This is a genomic window from Serratia sp. PL7, from assembly GCF_945957435.1.
On record NZ_CAMFLB010000001.1, the window covers coordinates 1,784,771 to 1,804,293 of the forward strand.

23 protein-coding genes and 1 pseudogene are annotated in these 19,523 nt (G+C 55.0%); 6 read left to right on the forward strand and 18 right to left on the reverse strand.

The genetic code is table 11. The annotated features are described in order from the left end of the window. Positions 1-10: 10 nt before the first annotated feature. The 6 genes from N6G83_RS08505 to fabV all read right to left on the reverse strand — a co-directional run bounded on the left by N6G83_RS08505 (position 11) and on the right by fabV (position 3,578). Positions 11-436: a hypothetical protein gene (locus N6G83_RS08505; protein ID WP_151428428.1), complete on the reverse strand. Its 426-nt coding sequence runs from the start codon at positions 434-436 to the stop codon at positions 11-13. A gap of 61 nt (positions 437-497) precedes the next feature. Further along, positions 498-797: a hypothetical protein gene (locus N6G83_RS08510; protein WP_049204177.1), complete on the reverse strand. Its 300-nt coding sequence runs from the start codon at positions 795-797 to the stop codon at positions 498-500. A gap of 170 nt (positions 798-967) precedes the next feature. Beyond that, on the reverse strand, positions 968-1,207 hold the full coding sequence (locus N6G83_RS08515) for a hypothetical protein (protein WP_197770032.1): 240 nt from the start codon (positions 1,205-1,207) through the stop codon (positions 968-970). A 227-nt stretch (positions 1,208-1,434) separates the two neighbouring features. Further along, positions 1,435-1,650 carry a helix-turn-helix domain-containing protein gene (locus N6G83_RS08520; RefSeq protein WP_025302459.1) on the reverse strand — a complete coding sequence of 72 codons (216 nt, stop codon included), beginning with the start codon at positions 1,648-1,650 and terminating at the stop codon, positions 1,435-1,437. Between the two features lie 7 nt (positions 1,651-1,657). Beyond that, complete coding sequence (locus tag N6G83_RS08525; protein WP_025302458.1) at positions 1,658-2,221, reverse strand: DUF2975 domain-containing protein; 564 nt, start codon at positions 2,219-2,221, stop codon at positions 1,658-1,660. 157 nt (positions 2,222-2,378) lie between these two features. Continuing rightward, entirely contained in the window at positions 2,379-3,578 is a 1,200-nt protein-coding gene (gene fabV / locus N6G83_RS08530) for an enoyl-ACP reductase FabV (RefSeq protein ID WP_025302456.1), read from the reverse strand. Positions 3,579-3,715: 137 nt separating this feature from the next. Between fabV and N6G83_RS08535 the strand changes: the two genes are divergently transcribed. Then, entirely contained in the window at positions 3,716-4,615 is a 900-nt protein-coding gene (locus tag N6G83_RS08535; protein WP_260523930.1) for an aminoglycoside phosphotransferase family protein, read from the forward strand. 38 nt (positions 4,616-4,653) lie between these two features. Here N6G83_RS08535 and N6G83_RS08540 read toward each other — a convergent pair whose 3' ends face one another. The 4 genes from N6G83_RS08540 to N6G83_RS08555 form a co-directional block, all read right to left on the reverse strand. Beyond that, the gene (locus N6G83_RS08540; RefSeq protein WP_025302454.1) at positions 4,654-5,004 is read right to left on the reverse strand and encodes a DUF4377 domain-containing protein; all 351 of its coding nucleotides are present in this window, start codon (positions 5,002-5,004) and stop codon (positions 4,654-4,656) included. Positions 5,005-5,139: 135 nt separating this feature from the next. Then, positions 5,140-5,559: a hypothetical protein gene (locus N6G83_RS08545; protein ID WP_230201378.1), complete on the reverse strand. Its 420-nt coding sequence runs from the start codon at positions 5,557-5,559 to the stop codon at positions 5,140-5,142. 353 nt (positions 5,560-5,912) lie between these two features. Next, on the reverse strand, positions 5,913-7,145 hold the full coding sequence (locus tag N6G83_RS08550; protein ID WP_164067610.1) for a hypothetical protein: 1,233 nt from the start codon (positions 7,143-7,145) through the stop codon (positions 5,913-5,915). A gap of 677 nt (positions 7,146-7,822) precedes the next feature. Continuing rightward, positions 7,823-8,881, reverse strand: a complete 1,059-nt coding sequence (locus tag N6G83_RS08555; RefSeq protein WP_049204179.1) for an acyltransferase family protein — start codon at positions 8,879-8,881, stop codon at positions 7,823-7,825. A 77-nt stretch (positions 8,882-8,958) separates the two neighbouring features. On the opposite strand from N6G83_RS08555, the pseudogene N6G83_RS08560 reads away from it, so the two are divergent. Then, positions 8,959-9,150 (forward strand): annotated as a pseudogene (locus N6G83_RS08560) (tyrosine-type recombinase/integrase); the annotation flags it as partial. 352 nt (positions 9,151-9,502) lie between these two features. Here N6G83_RS08560 and N6G83_RS08565 read toward each other — a convergent pair. From N6G83_RS08565 to ftnA, 4 genes are all read right to left on the reverse strand, one after another. Continuing rightward, positions 9,503-9,844 (reverse strand): YebY family protein, encoded by a 342-nt coding sequence (locus N6G83_RS08565; protein WP_025302452.1) that lies wholly within the window; start codon positions 9,842-9,844, stop codon positions 9,503-9,505. 69 nt (positions 9,845-9,913) lie between these two features. Further along, complete coding sequence (copD, locus tag N6G83_RS08570) at positions 9,914-10,795, reverse strand: copper homeostasis membrane protein CopD (protein ID WP_043141616.1); 882 nt, start codon at positions 10,793-10,795, stop codon at positions 9,914-9,916. Between the two features lie 2 nt (positions 10,796-10,797). Then, the gene (gene yobA, locus N6G83_RS08575) at positions 10,798-11,181 is read right to left on the reverse strand and encodes a CopC domain-containing protein YobA (RefSeq protein WP_025302450.1); all 384 of its coding nucleotides are present in this window, start codon (positions 11,179-11,181) and stop codon (positions 10,798-10,800) included. Positions 11,182-11,505: 324 nt separating this feature from the next. After that, entirely contained in the window at positions 11,506-12,024 is a 519-nt protein-coding gene (gene ftnA, locus N6G83_RS08580) for a non-heme ferritin (RefSeq protein ID WP_025302449.1), read from the reverse strand. Between the two features lie 344 nt (positions 12,025-12,368). Here ftnA and N6G83_RS08585 point away from each other — a divergent pair, with 344 nt between their 5' ends. Next, the gene (locus tag N6G83_RS08585; RefSeq protein WP_043141621.1) at positions 12,369-12,599 is read left to right on the forward strand and encodes a DNA polymerase III subunit theta; all 231 of its coding nucleotides are present in this window, start codon (positions 12,369-12,371) and stop codon (positions 12,597-12,599) included. A 30-nt stretch (positions 12,600-12,629) separates the two neighbouring features. On the opposite strand, the gene pip is transcribed toward N6G83_RS08585, so the two are convergent. Both pip and N6G83_RS08595 read right to left on the reverse strand, forming a co-directional pair. Continuing rightward, positions 12,630-13,583 carry a prolyl aminopeptidase gene (gene pip, locus N6G83_RS08590; protein WP_049209433.1) on the reverse strand — a complete coding sequence of 318 codons (954 nt, stop codon included), beginning with the start codon at positions 13,581-13,583 and terminating at the stop codon, positions 12,630-12,632. Positions 13,584-13,739: 156 nt separating this feature from the next. Further along, positions 13,740-14,135: a RidA family protein gene (locus N6G83_RS08595; protein ID WP_089195768.1), complete on the reverse strand. Its 396-nt coding sequence runs from the start codon at positions 14,133-14,135 to the stop codon at positions 13,740-13,742. A 148-nt stretch (positions 14,136-14,283) separates the two neighbouring features. Here N6G83_RS08595 and N6G83_RS08600 point away from each other — a divergent pair, with 148 nt between their 5' ends. Further along, a complete protein-coding gene (locus tag N6G83_RS08600; protein ID WP_197770795.1) occupies positions 14,284-15,180 on the forward strand; it encodes a LysR family transcriptional regulator in 897 nt (298 codons plus the stop codon). Positions 15,181-15,184: 4 nt separating this feature from the next. On the opposite strand, the gene dksA is transcribed toward N6G83_RS08600, so the two are convergent. Further along, positions 15,185-15,610: an RNA polymerase-binding protein DksA gene (gene dksA, locus N6G83_RS08605; protein WP_043141630.1), complete on the reverse strand. Its 426-nt coding sequence runs from the start codon at positions 15,608-15,610 to the stop codon at positions 15,185-15,187. A 369-nt stretch (positions 15,611-15,979) separates the two neighbouring features. Between dksA and N6G83_RS08610 the strand changes: the two genes are divergently transcribed. Further along, positions 15,980-16,726 carry a carbon-nitrogen hydrolase family protein gene (locus tag N6G83_RS08610; RefSeq protein ID WP_197770796.1) on the forward strand — a complete coding sequence of 249 codons (747 nt, stop codon included), beginning with the start codon at positions 15,980-15,982 and terminating at the stop codon, positions 16,724-16,726. A 26-nt stretch (positions 16,727-16,752) separates the two neighbouring features. Continuing rightward, on the forward strand, positions 16,753-17,421 hold the full coding sequence (gene exoX, locus N6G83_RS08615; RefSeq protein ID WP_025302442.1) for an exodeoxyribonuclease X: 669 nt from the start codon (positions 16,753-16,755) through the stop codon (positions 17,419-17,421). A 35-nt stretch (positions 17,422-17,456) separates the two neighbouring features. Here the strand turns inward: exoX and N6G83_RS08620 are convergent, their stop codons facing one another. Next, on the reverse strand, positions 17,457-19,490 hold the full coding sequence (locus tag N6G83_RS08620; protein ID WP_025302441.1) for a S9 family peptidase: 2,034 nt from the start codon (positions 19,488-19,490) through the stop codon (positions 17,457-17,459). Positions 19,491-19,523 lie beyond the last annotated feature (33 nt).

Here is a 19,523-nt window from a genome sequence, read left to right on the forward strand (position 1 = left end):
GTTCTCATCTTTAGCAATTCAGCGGCCGACCATTCAGCCAGGCCCGGCAATATGCGCCGACAAACGGCCGATGCGGCCCCATCAGGGACGTCCGGCGCAGACGCAGCGACAGGCAGCGAACAATATCGGCTCCCTGTTCGCAGGCCGATCGGGCGCTCTGGTGCCCCTGCGCAGAACGTCTCGCCGTTTTCTGTGTTTGCAACCACATTTCCAACGCTTCCCGCTCCGCACGCAGCCGCGCCAGCTGCATGCGCTCCGCCTGAATCTGTTCAGCCAACCAAATATGCTGCAACAAGCCATCCAGCCGCGCCGGGCATCCCGCCGCAGAGGGACTTTCCGTCGAGGCGCCGGGCGAGGAATGGCGATCGATGAACGCCTGACTGCAAAATGAGGCCAGCAGCGCCAGCGCCGCAGTGATTAACGAGGGTATTTTCAATACACAAGCTCCATGAATAAGCCGACTGGGGCGCGCCACGAAAAATGACGCAGAGAACCGTTCAACAGCCATTGAGTGAAGACATATGAGGCTCTGCGGGATCGGGCGCATGTTGCCCTCCCGTCGCCGGCGTTTTCGCGTTTTCGCCATCGCATTCCGCCAGACGCGCCAAGGTTTCAGCCTCGTTCTCCGTGGGTGGTGTCGGCACCGCCATCTCTTGTCGCAGGCCATGCGCCAGCTCTTTCAATTTCTTCTGAAACAGCACGGGAGAAACTCCCTCGCATTGCCGATCGTAACGGGCCGCATTTGCTTGCAGACTCAACAACGACATTATCAACATGGCGACAATACGCTTTGCCATTGAAAACTCCTGTAATGATGTCTAGGTATGTCGATATAAATTCAACAAGCAGAGATTCATCGTTTAAAGATAAATAACGCATCGGGAAAACAGAGTAGCGAATTAATAATAAACCGCTCCATAATATCTCTGAGATAACGTCTGGCGCCACGCCGAATAAAGAGTGGCGATTAGCGCCCCCCTATTTTCGACCAGTCCAGCGTACCGCCGATACCGACCCGGCCTTCATTCAGCACGGAAGCGGCGGATTCGCCGGCGATAATACGCTGTTTTTGTTCTCGCGTTGCGGGCTGCGGTGCTCCCCAATTCCCCCAGTGAGTGGAGGAGGATGAGGATGAAACAGTGGGGTAAATGGCACTGCATCCGTTTAATACCAGACACAATGCCAGAAGATAATTACGCCATGTCATACTATTCCCCTTAAAATAACGCCATTGGCAGTGACGGTAAATGAAAAATGAGTTTATTTAGTTTAATAACGCTCGCCGCATGCCATCGCCTGCGACAAAAAGAATACGCCGGTGTTAATCACCCGTTATTTTAATTAACCTGAATAAAACAAATATCGCTCAATAAGATAACGCTAATCGCAGAAATGGGCCAGCAGGTTCAGCGCACTTCCGAGTGCGCTGGGATCTTACTCTTCGCCGTCCGGCTGCCAGGCCAACAGATCGCCAGGCTGGCAGTCGAGAATGCGGCAGATCTTGTCCAGCGTTTCCAGCCTGACTCCCTTGACCTTGCCGTTTTTCAACAGAGACAGGTTTTGCTCGGTGATCCCCACCTGCTCCGCCAGCTCCTTTGAACGCATCTTCCTTTTGGCCAACATGACATCAAGACTTACGATTATTGCCACTCTATTCTCACACGAAAGAAAGCTGTTCTTCATTCAGCCGCAACGCTTCCAGAAATACCCGGCTAAATACCAGGATTGCGCAGCCTACGATCAGCGAGCGCACCGACTCGCTATTGACGCCATAATAAAGGATAAACAGCATTTTTTCATCGGCGGTCAATACCATCACCTGCAGCAGACCGGCTAACGACGGGAACAACACATCGACGATCAGCAAGATGCCGATGATCTGCAATAGCACCATATTGTTGCGATGCCACACGTTGCCGCGGAAAAATTGATAAAACAGCCCGGCGCCGCACAGCAGCGCGCTGTAATAGGGCAAATAACCGAGCATGTCGATAAGCAGCGTGGCGAACAGCGCCCAGCGTTGCTGCGGGATCGCGTAGGCAAGCAGCTCCGGGTAATATTCCCGGTAAGAGGCGACGATATCGCGATAGGCTACGCCCTGCAGCCAATCCCGCACAATGATGAACATCTCAACGCCGGTGCTGACGATCAGCATCGCCATAATGAGCAAACACAGACAACGCACGTACAGCGGCAGATGGATCCTTGGCGCAGCGCCCATAATTTTCTATCCCTTAATCAACAGCAATAAATTATCGTAAAACGATAATTTATTGCTGTCAATGATCAAGTGGACTGATGAGTCAGACGGCGGGCGCCAATGCGCGGGCAATAAAAAAGGCCGGGCTAACCCGACCTTGTTTGACTGCTCGACGCGCTTAGACCAGTTCGATCACGTCGAAGTTGGCTTCGCCGCTCAGATCGGCATCGTAATCAACGCCCTGCAGACCGAAGCCGAACAGGCGCAGGAATTCCGCCTTGTAGCCCTGGTAATCGGTCAGTTCGTTGATGTTATTGTCGTTCAGCTGCTGCCAGATTTCACGGCAGGTTTCCTGCACGGCATCGCGCAGTTCCCAGTCATCCAGGCGCAGACGGTGTTTCTCGTCGGTGTCCGGCGCCGCACCGCTGTACAGCTTGGTCGCGAACAGACGCTGGATCTGCTCGATGCAGCCTTCGTGAATGCCCTGCTCCTTCATGATTTTGAACACGATGGAGATATACAGCGGCATCACCGGAATGGCGGAGGAGGCCTGAGTTACCACCGACTTGAGCACCGCAACGTAAGCCGCGCCGCCTTTGGCCTGCAGCTTCTGGTTGATGGCCTGCGCCGCGCGATCCAGATCTTCTTTCGCCTTGCCCAGCGTACCGTGCCAGTAGATTGGCCAGGTCAGATCGGTACCAATGTAGGAGTAAGCGACAGACTGCGCGTTATCCGCCAGCACGCCCGCTTCGTCCAGCGCGTCCATCCACAGCTGCCAGTCCTGGCCGCCCATCACCTTCACGGTGTCGGCGATTTCTTGCTCGTTGGCCGGCTCGACCACGGCTTCAACCAGCACGTCTTTGTTGGTGTCCAGCGCAACGGATTTGTACGGCTCGCCGATCGGCTTCAGTGCGGAACGCACCACTTCGCCGGTTTCCGGCATTTTACGCACCGGCGAAGCCAGCGAGTAAACCACCAGGTCAACCTGACCCAGGTCTTTTTTGATCAGATCGATAACGGTCTGACGGCACTCGTTGGAGAATGCGTCGCCGTTGATGCTTTTCGCGTACAGGCCTTCTTCTTTAGCTGCCTTGTCGAAACCGGCGGAGTTGTACCAACCGGCGGAACCGGTTTTGCCTTCGCTGCCAGGCTTCTCGAAAAATACGCCGATGGTGGCCGCACCGCTGCCGAAAGCGGCATTGATGCGCGAGGCCAGACCGTAACCGGTGGATGCACCAATGACCAGCACCTTTTTAGGCCCGTTTTTCAGTTCGCCGCGCGACTTAACGTAGGCGATTTGCTCACGGACGTTGGCTTCACAGCCTGCCGGGTGAGCGGTGGTGCAGATAAAACCACGAATTTTAGGTTTGATAATCATAGTAATTTTTTCTTGGTAGCTAAAAACCGAAGGACAATATACCTGATTTTCTCGATATACTTAAGAAAGTGCGAAAACAAGCGCAGTGAACAGACCAGTCGGGGCCGCCCCCTGCGCCAGTGAAGGAGCCGTACCGGGTGAATGCCATTCCCAAAATACATGCCGATGAGGCCGAAATCTCTCTCCCCCATGTCCGAGCTATGCTCGCCGAACAGTTCCCGGCCTGGGCGGCGTTACCCATCGAACTCGTCACCACCGGCGGTACCGACAACGTGATGCTGCGGCTCGGCGACGCGCTGTTCATTCGCCTGCCGCGTACCGCCTCGGCGGCCGAAGCGCTGGCGCGCGAGAACCGCTACCCCGCGTTGCTGGCCCCTCATCTGCCGGCACCGATTTCAGCGCCGTTAGCCCAGGGTAAGCCGGATGACGCCTATCCTTTCGCCTGGAGCATCGGCCGTTGGATCAGCGGTCGCACGCCCGCCTGCGGCGAATGCAGCCCGGCGCTGGCGACGCAGTTGGGCGAATTCGTACGCACGCTCCATACCATCCCGACCGCAGACTATGAGATCACCGCCTATCGCGGCGGCCCGATCAGCGCCAGAGATGCCCTCACGCGCGAGTCTATCGCCCAGTGCGCCCCTCACCTCGATGCCGCCGTCCTGCTGCGGACGTGGGACAATGTGAGCCAGGTGCGTGAAAACACCGCCGGCGCATGCTGGCTACATACGGACATTCAACCCGGCAATTTGCTGGTCGACAACGGTGAACTGGCGGCGGTGATCGACTGGGGCGGCATCGCCATCGGCGATCCGGCGGTCGATCTGATCGTCGCCTGGAACCTGATGGGGCCGGAAGCCCGCGAACATTTCCGCCGAGCGGTGAAGGTGGACGATGAGACCTGGCGTCGCGGTCGCGCCTGGGCGCTGTCGATTGGCGTTATCGCTTACGCCTACTATGTCGATAAGGAACCTTTGCTGACGCGCACGTCACGCTACCAGCTGAAGCAGGTCGCGGCGGAGATGGGATTGACGCTATAAAACAGCAGACCGGACGCACTTCGCCCGGTCGGCAATCATTACGCCTTGTTCTTTTCCAACTGCTCAATCAGCGTATAACGCAGCGACGAGGCATCGGCCGGCACGTTCTCCACCGGGGTAACAAGCACTTTCAGCCGATACTGATAACCCGGTTCGAAGGTGAAACCCTCGATGCCGGTATAGAACAACTCCCACGGCTGCTGCGCGGAGCGACGCACCTGCATGCACTTCATCGGGCCGACGCCCACGCAGTCCACCAGCGCGCTGTTCACCAGCAACACTTCCGTTTGGCCGCCTTTCTCATTTGCGGGCTGATTCATCGAGGTTCCCTCCTGGCTGCAGCCGGCCAATGCGGCCAACGCAACAAATAACAACGCTTTGATTTTCAATGTACTGCACCAATAGTCATGTAGGTCAGACGATCCTAACAAATTGACTGGATGAATTGAACCTTGCTCCGTATCACAGAGGCGACATTATTCGCTCGCGCTTATTCTCCAAACTCATGCGTTACAGGACAGAGGTCATGACGGTACGCTGTCGTTTTTATCATCGGTATCAATGAGAAAACCGGCATCACGAATCGCCGCCCTCACCTGCCTGGCGTCCATCACCGCCGTTTTCACATAGCCAAAGAATGCCACCCGCGCGCCGGGCAAACGGACTGGCGTCGCCAGTTGGGCACTGAGTTCGCGATTGCGCTGCGCCATCTGCTCGGCACGCGCCTGCCAAAATGCAGCCGGTTCGGAGGGAGTTTCAGTGGCGGTTTCGAACCGAGACGCCAATTCGCTTAGCGCCTCCCACTCCGCCAACAGGGCGGCAACCACTTCAGGATTAGCCACCTGCCCCCAGTCAGAGGGTAAAATCCCCTCACGCCACGCCTCAAGGTAGCCGGGCAACGCCCTCTTCAACCGACTCAGCCGATCGTTCAACGCAGGTTTCATTTTACAACGCCTAATGTCTTGATATTCCCCATAATGTCACTCTCGCTTAACCGGTGATGGGAGCAATGACCGGAGCTTATCAGCGCCATAGATGACATAATGACTTTTAGTGCGGCTAAATTAGCGATATGTGCGGGTGGGGATGGAGATCGGGTTGGTGGCTGTGATTCGAAAGAGGAGCGGGGATTGTTGCTGGAGGATCAAGAGGAATTTAATTATAAATTAATCACAAACAAAAACGAATACGATACCTATATGTACAAAAGAATGAACACATCTCTATAAAAATACAAAAAACCCCGGGTTCTCCGGGGTGAATTATTAAATCAATAGTAAATTAATAGGAGGGAAGGTTATTTTATGGATTCTTTTATCCCATACATGTTCCGATCGCTATCCATCGAAATCCCACCGGGGAACTGCTGAACAGCGTTGGGCCCAGACGTTGCCACATAGTCAGTATTTGAGGGGCTCCCCTCAAAGTACCTCTGGCTAGAGTCATTAGGAAATACAACAGCATTAATCATATTATGGCCTGCGTTATTCCCCCATTTGAGTTGTGCTATTTTATTGTTATGGAGTTGAAGATTGAGGTTATTAACACCAGAATAAGACTCATCATCACCTATTTGAACACCATAAGTTCTGTTGGCATAAAATGTTCCTTGTACGATAGAATCATTAGAACGCAGCAGCAAACCTACACCTTTATTGGCCTCACTTTCAATCCCATAAGCAAGAATATTTGCCCCTGACTCAGTCCTCATGCCATTACCGTTAGCATACAGATGGGTATTAGTAAGCATTAAACCTCCGCCGCTATAAAAGCCCTCCTTATGCAGAACATCAATCCCCCACCCTCCATTGTTAGCAGCAATCATCCCAGAAACAATCGAATCATGCGGTCCTCGCATCGTCCATCCATTACCTTTATTGCTAATTAATTTTACTCGAGTAAAGTAAGACTCCATTGCATCATTTTCATCTGGATGAACAGAACCGCTTGGAATAAATTGAGTAACTAATGCATCTCCAGAGAACCGCTCGATTGATACATCTTCTAGCCAGAACCATAAACCATATATTTCAACACCATTAACGCTGGCTTTTTTTCCATCACCACCATCAATAGTAATGTCTTTAATTTTTATGTATTTAACACCTGGAAGGCTTTTTCTATCACCATCTAATGGTGATGCAATTTTCAATGCATTTTTTTCGCTCAGGCTTGATAGTTTTTCATAGTCAGCACTTTGAATAATGGGCCCAGAAGAAGCCGAGGCTAATTTCAACTGAGTTCGATAGATTCCAGAGCCGATAACTTGGGATGCATTATCAATTACAATGCAAGGTGACGCACTGCAAGTCCACACGCCTGGCGAAAACTCAATTACTTGCCCAACACCAAGCTTTATTGTAGATTTAATCTCACCCGGTTCATTGACTTTGATAGTGATTTGCTTGCCATTGGCGGCAATTATCTCTTTGTTAATAATGTCGCCAACATCTGCCGTAGAAAATGCACATGCATAATTAGCCACCATAAATGGAATAATTGATAAAAAAGACACATACCCTTTTGTCATTGTTAGATATCCTTTTAACTTAAATTTGAGATTCAATAATTGAATGATAGATAACCAAATGTCAACTTCAAAATACTTCAAGCGTCACATTTATCGAGGTGTTAGCAACACATCACCATTACTAGCATGGCCTGTCTATCCGAAATTTGCTCGTCCCCAAATACACCATTACGAGAATTATTTCCTGGTGATGTGATGCTAAGGTTTCCTGTGCATCCGTGGTTACAGTTGACCGTCCCCATTGCTGTACTAGTTCTAATGCGGGTTCCCGATAACCATTGACCCTATCCCAAAATCAGTGTAGTGCTAAATCAGAGAGGAGATCAAAAGTAGGTATTGGCGTCCGCGATGTTCTTAGCAATTTTGCGCCCCCCTCAGCGCGATCTGCATCGTCAGATACTCCCACTGCTACTACTTTCGCCTCACGACTAAACTTAAACGCGGCATCAGTCGACTGAGCTGCGCTATCTGCAGACTAGCTACTCTTTGCTTCGTCTGTTGCTTGTTGCGTACTGCGGGCTCCCAGCACAATGTTTTTGCCAACGACGCCATCCACGGGCAATCCTTCAGATGACATAGATGGCCCCCCGAAATAATTCAGATTATGAACTGGTTGTTATAATTGGGGCGCGGACAAAAAAGCCCTGAATTACCAGGGCTTACATTGAAGTTATTATTTATTGCACTGCAAATTTAACCTCTGCCTTTCTTATGGTTTTTTTTCTTAATTTCTCTGATTGCCTTTCAACGGCTAGATACATTAAGATGCCAAATCCTATCACGAAAGCAAAAGCCATAAACAACTTAACCGGGGTTAAGTCGGTTCTGTCTAGCGCCCAGAAAATATAGTTATACAAATAAATAGAAAACGAGCACTTCCCTACAAATGCTACACTGCGCACAACGTGCGGCACACGCTTTCCTGAGAACCGATTAATAAGTGATACCATTAACAATGCAAAAACCGATGAAATCAACACTTCATATAGTTTAATCTTGTTATTAAAGCCATGCCCTTTGTAGAAAAGAAGCAATACAAATAACGCGATCAATATCCATTGAGCTTTCAATTTTCTTATAAATGAACCTATTCTGTTTTGATATATGGCGCAAAGCCACCCCAAAACGAAAAGTGAAAGGTAAGATGGAATGCCCCATGTTAACAATTGATTCTCACTGTAAACATTAATCAAAATACTAACAGCAAACACACTGACCAACAAAACAACTCTTCCCAAAACAGTGGTAAATAAAACAACCAGAGCAGGGAGAATTAAATAAAACTGCATCTCAACAGCCAGCGACCAATAAACCCCACTAATTGAGAAAAATGTCTTTTCTGAAAAATTGTGAATAAATAAAGCATGGGATATTACATCAAAGACCCCTGTAGGTTTTGTTGCAATGCCAAAACCTCGAATTAGAACAAACCAAACCGCGATTGATATGTAAAATGGAATAGCTATCCGCAAGTATCTTTTTAAAAAATAGATGCCATACTTCTTTGCTGAAAAGCCACTTGAAAATGCTTTTCCACTTGACCCAGCCATACAATAGCCTGAAATTACAAAAAACATTCCAACGCCGATCCACCCGTTACCAAAAAGCCCCATCACATCGAAGCCGAATGGTAGCGGTCGGCCTAAAGAACCGGACCATAGGAAAAGGTGAAAGGCGGTAACGAGCATAACCGCTACACCTCTAAAAAAGTCAATAATATCATTGCGCTGAGACATGTCATTTCCTTTAGTTATTGACGCAATGATAAGCCACCTACCAGCAGATTACCAACCTATCGGAACATAGGAGTAACTCAATCCATCCCAACGGGCTAACGAAAAAGTTTATCGCCGCGCGGAAAGCATCAGGTTTGGAATTTCAGGCAAGCCCGCCGACGTTCCACGAGATCCGAAACCTGTCCGGCCGCCTGTACGAAAAGCAGAACGACAAGGCATTTGCCCAAAAGCTGCTGGGGCATACAACGGAAATGAAGACGCTGAAATAGCTTAAAACGAGGGGGAAGGAGTACGTGATGCTCTAAAAGAGCCGAATATCAAAATTCGAGTAAATTTCGAGTAATTCCGATTTTTTCAAAAAAAGACTTATAAATCAATCACACAAAAAAAGACCGAATACGATTCCTATATTCGGTCTAGGGAAATGGCTCTTGGGAGAGAGCCGTGCGCTAAAAGTTGGCATTTAATGCAGGGCTTGTTCAGCCGTGCACTTTAAGAATAGCCTACCGCGCCAGTTTTGCCAGCCGCCCGGCGGCCGCGTGATAGTTTCGTGACGAAATAACTATGCGGCAAATGCGCATCAATCCGCGCACGTTGGGCAAGGCGTTGGCAAACAAGCGGTTAGTCAGCGCACAGCTTCTCGGCGCGTTCAATGAACGGCGCCAGGCTCATTTTTTTCCCTGGTTCGGCAGGGTCGTCCAGCAGGAGCACCTCCAGCGGCTGCGCACGCTGATGGCCCTTCTTCACCTGCTGCTCCGCTGCATCGTTGAGCGGGTATTGCATCAAGGTGCTGTTGTTGAGCACGAACAGCGCGCCGCCGCTGCGGCACTGCAGCGTCACCTCTTCCTTGGTGAACGCCCACTGTTTGCCGTACTCCAGTTTAGTGATGTTCACCAGTTTGTCTGCCGCCAGCGCGCCGGTCGCGGTTGCCAGCAGCGTAATGCCGAGTAATACCGATTTCATGTGTTGGCCTTAAGGTTGCTATTCGCGTCGATTTTCCCGCAGCTTGCCGGCCTGCGGCAAGCTGAAATGTCATACCGGCGCATAGGTTGCAAATAAACTGACCAGCAGCAGCACCGCCATCCCCAGCCCGACTTCGAGCCAGCAGGCCAGCACCACGCCGCGCTGCGCCAGCGCCGGCACGCGGCTCATTGCCGGCACGATAGCGTAGCGATTGGCCAGCGCCACCATCACCATCAGCGCCACCAGCGCGGTTTTAATCAGCAGCAGGCGCTGATAAGGCGAGCTGAGGTTAAGCGGCCAACCACCGAGAATGATCAGGCTGTTGACGATGCCGGTGACGATCACCGCCGCCACCGCCAGGTGCCCCCAGCGCGAGAAACGGATCAGCGTGGTGATGGCGTCGCTGCGCCACTGCGGCGGCTGCAGGTAGCGCAGGCAAACCAGCAGCGGCACCAGGCTGCCGAACCAGTAACCGGCGGCCAGCAGGTGTATCGCATGGTTGGCGCGGTGCAGCGCGCCCAACGTGCCTTCGTGCATCGCCGCGTGGCCGATAAACGCCAGGCTCACCAGCAGCAGCGCCGAACACAGCGCCAACGCCTGCGCGCGCGGCCGCTCCGGCAGCAGCAGGCTCAGGATCGCCAGCAGCGACAGGCCCAGATGCCAGCGCCACACTTCTCCGAAGGTGGTGCCGAGCACCGCCCACCAAACCTCCAGCCGCCAGGCGTCTTGCCAACCGTCGCCCATCTGCCCGGCCTGAATAGCCAGCAGCGCCACGGCGGAAAGCCCGGCAGCCCAGGTGCCGGCAAGCAGCAGCGGGCGCACATCGCGGGAGAGGATCGGGGAGAGGCGCTGCGGTGACAATAAGGCGGTGAACAGACTGATGCCGAACATCAGCATCACCGCCGCAAAGTGCACCAAGCGACACAGAACGAACAGGGTCGCCAGAGTCACGATCAGTTTACGGTGAAGCTGTACTGGCCTTTGGTTTTATGCCCGTCGACCGACACCACATGCCAGCTGACGTTGTATTTGCCCGCGCTCAGCTCGCCGTCGATCGGCACGTTGACCTGGGTGTTATTGTTCGGATCGAGCTGCAGCTTGCCGGTTTTCACCACGGCGTTGTCCGGGCCGGTGATTTTCACGCCGCTGAAGTTCGGCTCGATGCCTTCGGAGAAGCTGAGAGTCAGCGCCTTCGGCGCCGGGCTGACGCTGGCGTCGGCCTTCGGCGTTTCCACTTTCAGGTGAGCGTGCGCCAAGGCTTGCTGTGAAGAAAGGCCAACGAACAGGACGAAAACGGTGGAAAGCAGGCGACAGGAGGAACGAATTTTACCGATCACAGTGGTATCCCTTAACAGTAAAAGAGGGTCATAAGGGTTAAGGCCACAGCCAAGGCGATGTATCAGCGGCCCCAACCCACCGCAAGTGATTGCGCCACGGGTAAACAGAAAAACGGGTTATATCGGCTAACCCGCTGTTTTGACTCTACCATCCCTGTAGCGTATCGCGGTAAATCATAACGACCACGCCTCAGCAAGTCGAGCGCATCACTGGCATTTTGCGATCCGGCAGCACGTATCGCCGCATAACCGCGATAAACGCAGGGTAAAAAAAACCGCGCGTCAGGCTCGCCCGCGCGCGGTTTTTCGATGTTCTGGTGCAGATTAAGCCTGGCCGTTGCCGCCCTGGCCCATCGCGCCCATTTTCTTCAGATCTTTGTCGATGAAGAACAAGCCTTTGCCGCTGGTGCCCACCAGCGCCAGCTTATCCAGCACGGATTTGAACAGTTTCTCTTCTTCATGCTGCTCCGCCACGTACCACTGCAGGAAGTTGAAGGTGGAGTAATCGTGCGCGGTCATGGCGGCGTGCGCCAGTTCGTTGATCTGACGGGTGATCAGCTGTTCGTGTTCGTAGGTCTGCTGGAACACGTCCGCCAGCGATTCGAACGCCACCGGCGGCGCGGCGATGCTGCCCAGCAGCGGTAGAGAACCGGTGTCGCTCAGGTAGTCGAACAGGCGTTGCATATGCTGCATCTCTTCCTGAGAGTGCTCTTTAAGAAATGCGGCGGCGCCTTCAAAGCCTTTATCGCTGCACCATGCGCTCATCTGCAGGTACAGGTTGGCGGAGTAGAACTCCAGATTCAGTTGCTCATTCAGCTTTTGAGTCATTTCTTGCGTCAGCATAATGATTCCTTTTATTTTGCAGGTCATGAATTTAATTTCCGCGCATTATGCCCTGCTGCCGTAAAAATAAAAACACCTTATTTACACTCAAATCACATTAATTATAAAAACCATAAATATCAATAAATTAAAATATCACCAATACATTGAGAATTAACATGATAATTATTTTCATCTTTTATTTTAATCATAAAGCGAATCATTCTTATTTAAAAGAATAAATAGATTGCATTACTGCTGGATAAATATCGCCCGCGACGGCGGCGCAACGGGCTTGCCAAGCGCCGCCGGGTGGATTACCTTCTGCGCAGATTCAATGCGGCAAAGTAAGTAAGGAGCATAGCGTGGGTTACAATCTGGCCGAGTTGTCCAAAGAAGAGATGGACAGGGTGAACGTGGATCTCGCCGCCTCAGGCGTGGCGTACAAAGAGCGCTACAACATGCCGGTGATCCCGGAAGTGGTAGAGCGCGAGCAGCCGGAGCCGCTGCGCGACTATTTTCGCGAGCGCGTGGCGCACTACCGCGCGGAATCCCACCGATTTTCGCGCCTGCCGTACGAGCCGAAGGTCAAATAACAAAACCCGCCATTACGGCGGGTTTTTGCGTCACTTGCCGGCGAACCGGTCGGTGGCGATCATCAGCTGGTGCAAAATACCCGGCTCATCATACGAATGCCCCGCCCCTTCCACGATATGCAGCTCCGCCTCCGGCCAGGCCTTGGCCAGATCCCAGGCGTTCTGCACCTGGCAGGCCATGTCATAGCGGCCGTGGACAATCACCGCCGGAATATGGCGGATCAGCGGCACGTTACGCAGCAGCTGGTCGTCGCTCTCCAGGAAGCCCAGATGCGTGAAGTAGTGGTTTTCAATACGGGCGAACGCCAGCGCGAAATCATCCTCGCCAAACGAAGCAGATTCACGGCTCGGCAACAGCGTGACCGTCTCCCCTTCCCACACGCTCCACAGCTTGGCCGCTTCAAGCTGCACCTGCGGATCGGCCGAGGTCAGCCGCTGCCGGTAGGCGGCGATCACGTCTTGACGTTCTTCATCTGACAGAATGGACAGCACGCGCTCCCATTTGTCCGGGAAGAAGCGCGAAGCGCCGTCCTGGTAATACCAATGCAGCTCTTGCTTGCGCAGGGTGAAGATGCCGCGCAGCACCATTTCACTGACGTGCTCCGGGTGGGTTTGCGCATAGGCGAGCGCCAGCGTAGACCCCCAGGAGCCGCCGAACACCAGCCACTGCTCGACGCCGGCCATTTCGCGCAACCGCTCGATATCGGCCACCAAGTGCCAGGTAGTATTGTTGTCCAGGCTGGCGTGCGGGCGGGAACGGCCGCAACCGCGCTGATCGAACAGCAGCACCTTGTAGCGTTCGGGATCGAACAGTTGACGATGATGCGGGGAGATACCGCCACCCGGTCCACCGTGAATGAAGACCGCCGGTTTACCGTTCGGGTTACCGCTCAGCTCCCAGTAGATCCGGTGGCCATCCCCAGTGTCCAGCCAACCGCTGTCGTATGCCGCTAACGGCGGGTACAAACCTCGTAATTGTTCCATGGCGCTTTCCGTCTCTCTGTGAGTCATGCTTTCATCAAAGCGGAAGCCGCCCGGCAGGTCAACGGTAAAACCCGAAAACTCGAACGCGCGCCGAGAACTCGGCGCGCGTTTGCTCAAAATCACATCGACCTGCCTGCAAAACGCCCACAGGCCCGATCAGTTAAGGTGCGCGATCGCACTGATCTCCACCAATTGCTCGGGCGAAGCCAACCCGGTGACCCCGATCAGCGAACCGGCGGGCCGGTGATCGCCGACATAGCGCTTGAACAACGCAACGCACGGTTCAAAGTGCACCAGTACATCGGTCAGGTAGATCTCCACATACGCCAGGTTCGAACGTTCGGCACCGAATCCCGCCAATACCCGATCCAGATTGTCCAACGTCTGTTGGGTTTGCCGTTCGATATCGCCCGCACCGACAAACTCCCCCTGCATATCATGGGAAAACTGCCCAGAGATGTAGAGGGTATCCTTGACGCGATAGCCTTGGGACACGCCATTCTCCTCTTCCCAAATGACCCCGTGGTGGTAGTGCGTGATGCCATTTTTCATGCTGTTTCTCCAACCGCTTATCGTTTCAATGACGACTATAATCGTTTGATTGGCGAATGGATGTCGTCACTGAAACGACGTTGACAATGCATTTAATATATTGAATATGTTAAATTTATTGTCTTTTCACCGGTTCTCGGAGGGCAGCATGCTACGGGCGAATCTCAATGACATTCAGGTTTTCATGGCCGTCGTCGACGCCGGCAGTTTTGTCGCCGGCGGACAGACGATGGGGCTATCGCGTTCGGCGGCGGGCAAGGCCATCGCGCGTCTGGAGCAGCGGCTGAGCGTGCGGCTGTTGCATCGCACCACGCGTTCGCTTGGCCTGACCGACGAGGGACGAGAGTTTTATCGACGTGGCCTGCAGATCCTCGCTTCGGTCGACGATGCCGAGGCCAGCGTGGCCGGCGACAAGGGCACCGCACGCGGAGTGCTGCGGTTGACCGCCCCTTCCGCCTTCGGCAGACGGATCCTGTTGCCGCTGGTGCCGAAATTTCTCGTCGCCTGGCCTGAGGTGCAGGTGGAGATCAGTTTTTCCGATCGCCTGGCGGATGTCGTGGAAGAAGGATTTGATTTGGCAGTACGGATCGGCGTCACGGCGCCGGATACCCGGTTGGTATCCAGAACCCTCGCCAGGTATCGCGCCCTGCTGTGCGCCTCCCCCGCCTACCTCGCCGCCCGTGGCGAACCGCATACCGTCGAGTCGCTCGCCGGGCACGAGGCTCTGCTGTTCAGCAGCCGCAACCAAAAACAGCCCTGGCGGCTGCGTGACGAGCGCGGCGAATGGGTCAAGGCCCCAGTTCGCGGCCGCCTGCGGCTGGACAGCGGAGAAGCGCTGCACGATGCGGCCTTGGCCGGGTTGGGCATCGCGTATCTGCCGGAGTTTATGATTGCGGAGGATTTGGCCGCCGGTCGTCTGCAGCAGGTGCTGCGCGCCGTGGAGGGTGAAGAAGTCAGGATTGTGGCGCTCTATCCGAATAAGCGCCTGCTGGAACCCCGCGTCAGGCGCTTTCTCGATTTCTTGGTGGATACGCTCGGCGGCTGAAACCTTACCCGCCTTTACGCATATGCGGCTCGCGCATCTCCTGTGCGGTTTTCGCCTCGATGCTCAGTTCCGCCGTCGGGCGCAGCAACAGACGCGCCAAGCCGATGGGTTCGCCGGTTTCCCGGCAGTAGCCGTACTCGCCGTTCTGCAACCGCGCCAGCGCCGCATCGATTTTCGGCAGCAGGCGGCTTTCGCGATCCAACTGGCGGAACAACAGGCGCAGCTCTTCTTCGCGCGCCGCCTTGTCGGCTTCATCGCCCGTCGCTTCGCCGCTGTCGATCGCCTTCTTCAGCTCATCGATGTGCAGCAGCAGTTTTTGCCGCTCATCCTGCAGCAGCTGGCGGAAAAAAGCCCGTTGAACCGAGTTCATGTAATCAGAATCCGGCATGGCCAGCAGTTGCTGCGCATCCGGTAATGTCATCACTGTCATTGCGTTCTCCGAACCCTAAAAGTGTAATATTATAACATAATAATTATTTTAAGCACCCGGTCATCCAAAAACAAAATTTCACGTGCAAACAGCCAGTTACATACTACTGGCACTTTGTCGCTTGCATCCTGTCGGCTTTAGGCGGTTAATGGCTGAGCAAGCCACCCAATCATAGGTAACGAGAGGCCATCATGAGTAAGGGAATGGATAGCAAAAAAAATGCGAAGAAGAAGCCGTTGAAAACCCCAGCAGAGAAACGTGCGGAGAAACGCGCCAAAAAAGCGCATCCGTCTGGTGAGTAAGCGTCCTTCCATCCGTCATTAAACCCGCCAAGGCGGGTTTTTTATTGCCTCACTGGAGAGATGGCCAATGCCCTGCTTTACCCTCGCCGCAGCCCAATACCCCGCCGCTGCGGCCAATATCGCCTGCAACCTTGAACGTCACCTTGAATTTGTCGCGCAGGCAGCCGAACAGCAGGTGCAACTGCTGGTTTTTCCCGAACTGTCGCTAAGCGGCTATGAGCTGGCCGATGCTGCCGAACTGGCGCTGACGCTGGGCGATCCGCGTCTGCAACCGCTCGCTGCGGCGGCGCAATCGCATCAGATGACGATCATCGTCGGCGCGCCCTTGCGCAGCGGCCAGGCGCTGCATATCGCCGCCTTGATCTTTCACCCCAACGGCGCGGTGGTCGCCTATACCAAGCAACATCTGCACGGCGCGGAACAACAACGGTTCTTGCCCGGTAATGGCGGCACGCTGCTGGAAATACATCGGCAACGCATCGCACTGGCTATCTGCGCCGACACCTCGCAACCCGGCCACGCAAGTGCCGCCGCGCTGGCGGGTGCGCAGATTTATGCCGCCGGCGTGCTGGTATCTGAAGCCGGTTACGCGAAAGACAGCGCCACGCTGGCAGGCTATGCCCGGCGTTATGGCATGGTCACGCTGATGGCCAACCATGCAGCGCCAACCGGTGGCTGGATCCCGGCAGGCCGCAGCGCCATCTGGGATGAAACGGGAGCGCTTTTGGTTGCCGCACCGGATGACGCCCCTGGTCTTGTCATCGCCGACAAGACCCGCGACGGTTGGCACGGCCGCCTGTGCCGGTTAAGCTGAAGCCTGACGGCAACGCGGAGGAAAGCATGACGTTACGCGTAATAGATACCGAGACCTGCGGGCTGGACGGCGGCGTGGTGGAAGTGGCCTCCCTCGATCTGCTCGACGGCCAATTGACCAACCCGATGAGCGATCTGGTCAGCCCGGACCGCCCCATCAGCCTCGACGCGATGGCGATTCATCACATCACCGAACAGATGGTGGAAGACAAACCGCGCATTGCGGTGGCGATCGGCCGCTATCAGGGCAGCCCCTACTATGTGGCGCACAACGCCGCCTTTGATCGCGGGGTGTTGCCGGAGATGAACGGCGCCTGGATCTGCACCCTCAAGCTGGCGCGCACGTTGTATCCGGACATCAAGTACGGCAACCAGTATCTGCGCTACGCGCTGAATCTGGACGTGCAGCTGCCGGCAGACGCCACGCTGTACCCGCACCGCGCGCTATATGACTGCTACGTCACCGCCGCGCTGCTGCAACGCATCATCAAGGATTCGGGCTGGACGCCGGAGCAAATGGTGCAGATCACCGAACAGCCGGTGCTGCTGAAGAAGTTCAAGTTCGGCAAGTATCGCGGGCAGGAGATTGATCGCATCGCCCAGGAAGATCCTGGCTATCTGCGCTGGATGCTGAAATCCATCGACGATCTGAGCCCGGACATGAAGCACACGCTGAAATACTATCTGATCGGCTAACACGGCGGGCGGCGCAGGCCGCCCGCCGAATGCCGTTACTCCGCCAGCGCCAGAATGAAGGCGTACTCCAGTGCAATATCCTCATAGGCCTTGAAACGGCCGGATTTTCCGCCGTGGCCGGCATCCATGTCGGTATACAACAGCAGCTGCCGATCGTCGGTTTTCAACTCGCGAAGCTTGGCCACCCACTTGGCCGGCTCCCAATACTGCACCTGCGAATCGTGCAGACCGGTGGTCACCAGCAGATGCGGGTACTCCTGCGCCTTCACCTGATCGTACGGGCTGTACTGTTTGATGTAGTCGTAATAGGCCTGCTCGTTCGGGTTGCCCCACTCGTCGTATTCGCCGGTGGTCAGTGGGATGGACTCATCCAGCATGGTGGTCACCACGTCGACGAACGGCACCTGCGCCACCACGCCGTGGAACAACTGCGGCGCTTGGTTGATCACCGCGCCCATCAGCAGACCGCCGGCGCTGCCGCCCATCGCGAACACCCGCTTACCGTCGCCGTACCCCTGGGCGATCAGCGTTTCGGTCACGTCGATAAAATCGTTGAAGGTGTTCTGCTTGTTGAACAGTTTACCGTCTTCATACCACAGCTGCCCCAGCTCACCGCCGCCGCGAATGTGCGCCAGCGCGAACACGACACCGCGATCCAGCAGGCTCAGGCGGCTGGCGCTGAACGCCGGATCCATACTGCTGCCGTAAGATCCGTAGCCATACACCATCAGCGGGTTGGTGCCGCGCTGGAAGCTATCCTGGCGATACACCAGCGAAACCGGCACCTCGACGCCGTCGCGCGCCTTCACCCACACCCGCTCGCTGCGGTAGTTTTCCGGCGTGAAATTCTTCACTTCCTGCTGTTTGAGCATCGTCCGCTCGCCGCTGTCCATGTTCAGCTCGTACAGCGTGGTCGGGGTGGTCATCGACGAATAGCCGTATCGCAGCAGCGCGGTCTCCGGATCCGGGTTATACGCCAGCCAGGTGGTGTAGGTCGGATCGTCGAAGGCGATGCGCTTCTCTTCGCCGCTTTGCCAATGGATCTGGCGCAGCAGCGTCAGGCCGGCATTACGCTCTTCCACCACCAACCAATCACGGAACAGGCTGAAGCCCTCCAGCATGACGTCGCCGCGCGGGGCGATCAGCTTCTGCCACTGCGCTTCGTCCGCCTGTTCGCTCTGGTACAGGCCGAAGTTCTTACCGTCCTTATTAGAGCGAATATAGAAATGCTGGTGATAGTGATCGATGGCGTACTCGTGATCCTTGCGGCGCGGCACGAACAGCTGCGGCTTGGCGTCCGCACGATCGGCATCCAGCAACAGGATCTCCGAGGTGGTGGTGCTGCTCAGGTGGATCAGGATAAAGCGCTCGGAGGTGGTCTTCTCCAGCCCGACGTAAAAGGTATCGTCCCGCTCTTCGTAGATCAGCTCGTCCTGCTGCGGATCGCTGCCCACCACGTGGCGATAGACCTGATACGGCAGCAGCGTCTTGGCGTGCTTGCGCACGTAGTAGACCGTCGAGGAGTCGTTGGCCCACTCGAAGCTGCCGGAGGTGTTTTCCAGCACTTCGTCGGCCCAGCTGCCGTCGGCCAGGTTCTTGAAGCGAATGTCATACTGGCGGCGCGACAGGAAATCCTCCGCCACCCCCAGCCGCTGGTTGTCGGGGCTGACGTCCAGCCCGCCCAGGGTATAAAACTCGTGATTCTCGGCGCGCTGGTTGCCGTCAATAAGCACCTCCCAGTGCTCACTCTCGGCCTGAGGCTGGCGCACGGAAATCGCGTATTCGTTGCCCGGCTCGTAGCGCGTCTGATAGCGATAGCCGTGGCGCACGTAAGGCACCGAATGTTCCTGCTGCGGAATACGCGCCACCATCTCTTCGTACAGGGTTTCACGCAGCGCCTGCTGTGGCTTCAGCATCGCATCGGTATAGGCGTTCTCCGCCTGCAGGTAGTCCAGCACCTGGCGGTCTGCGCGCTCGTCGTCGCGCAGCCAGTAGTAGTCATCCACGCGCGTGTCGCCGTGGATAGTGATGGGATAAGGACGTTTTTCCGCTTTCGGTGGGGTCATCATTGCTAAATCATCCGCTTACATAGATTGCGGCAA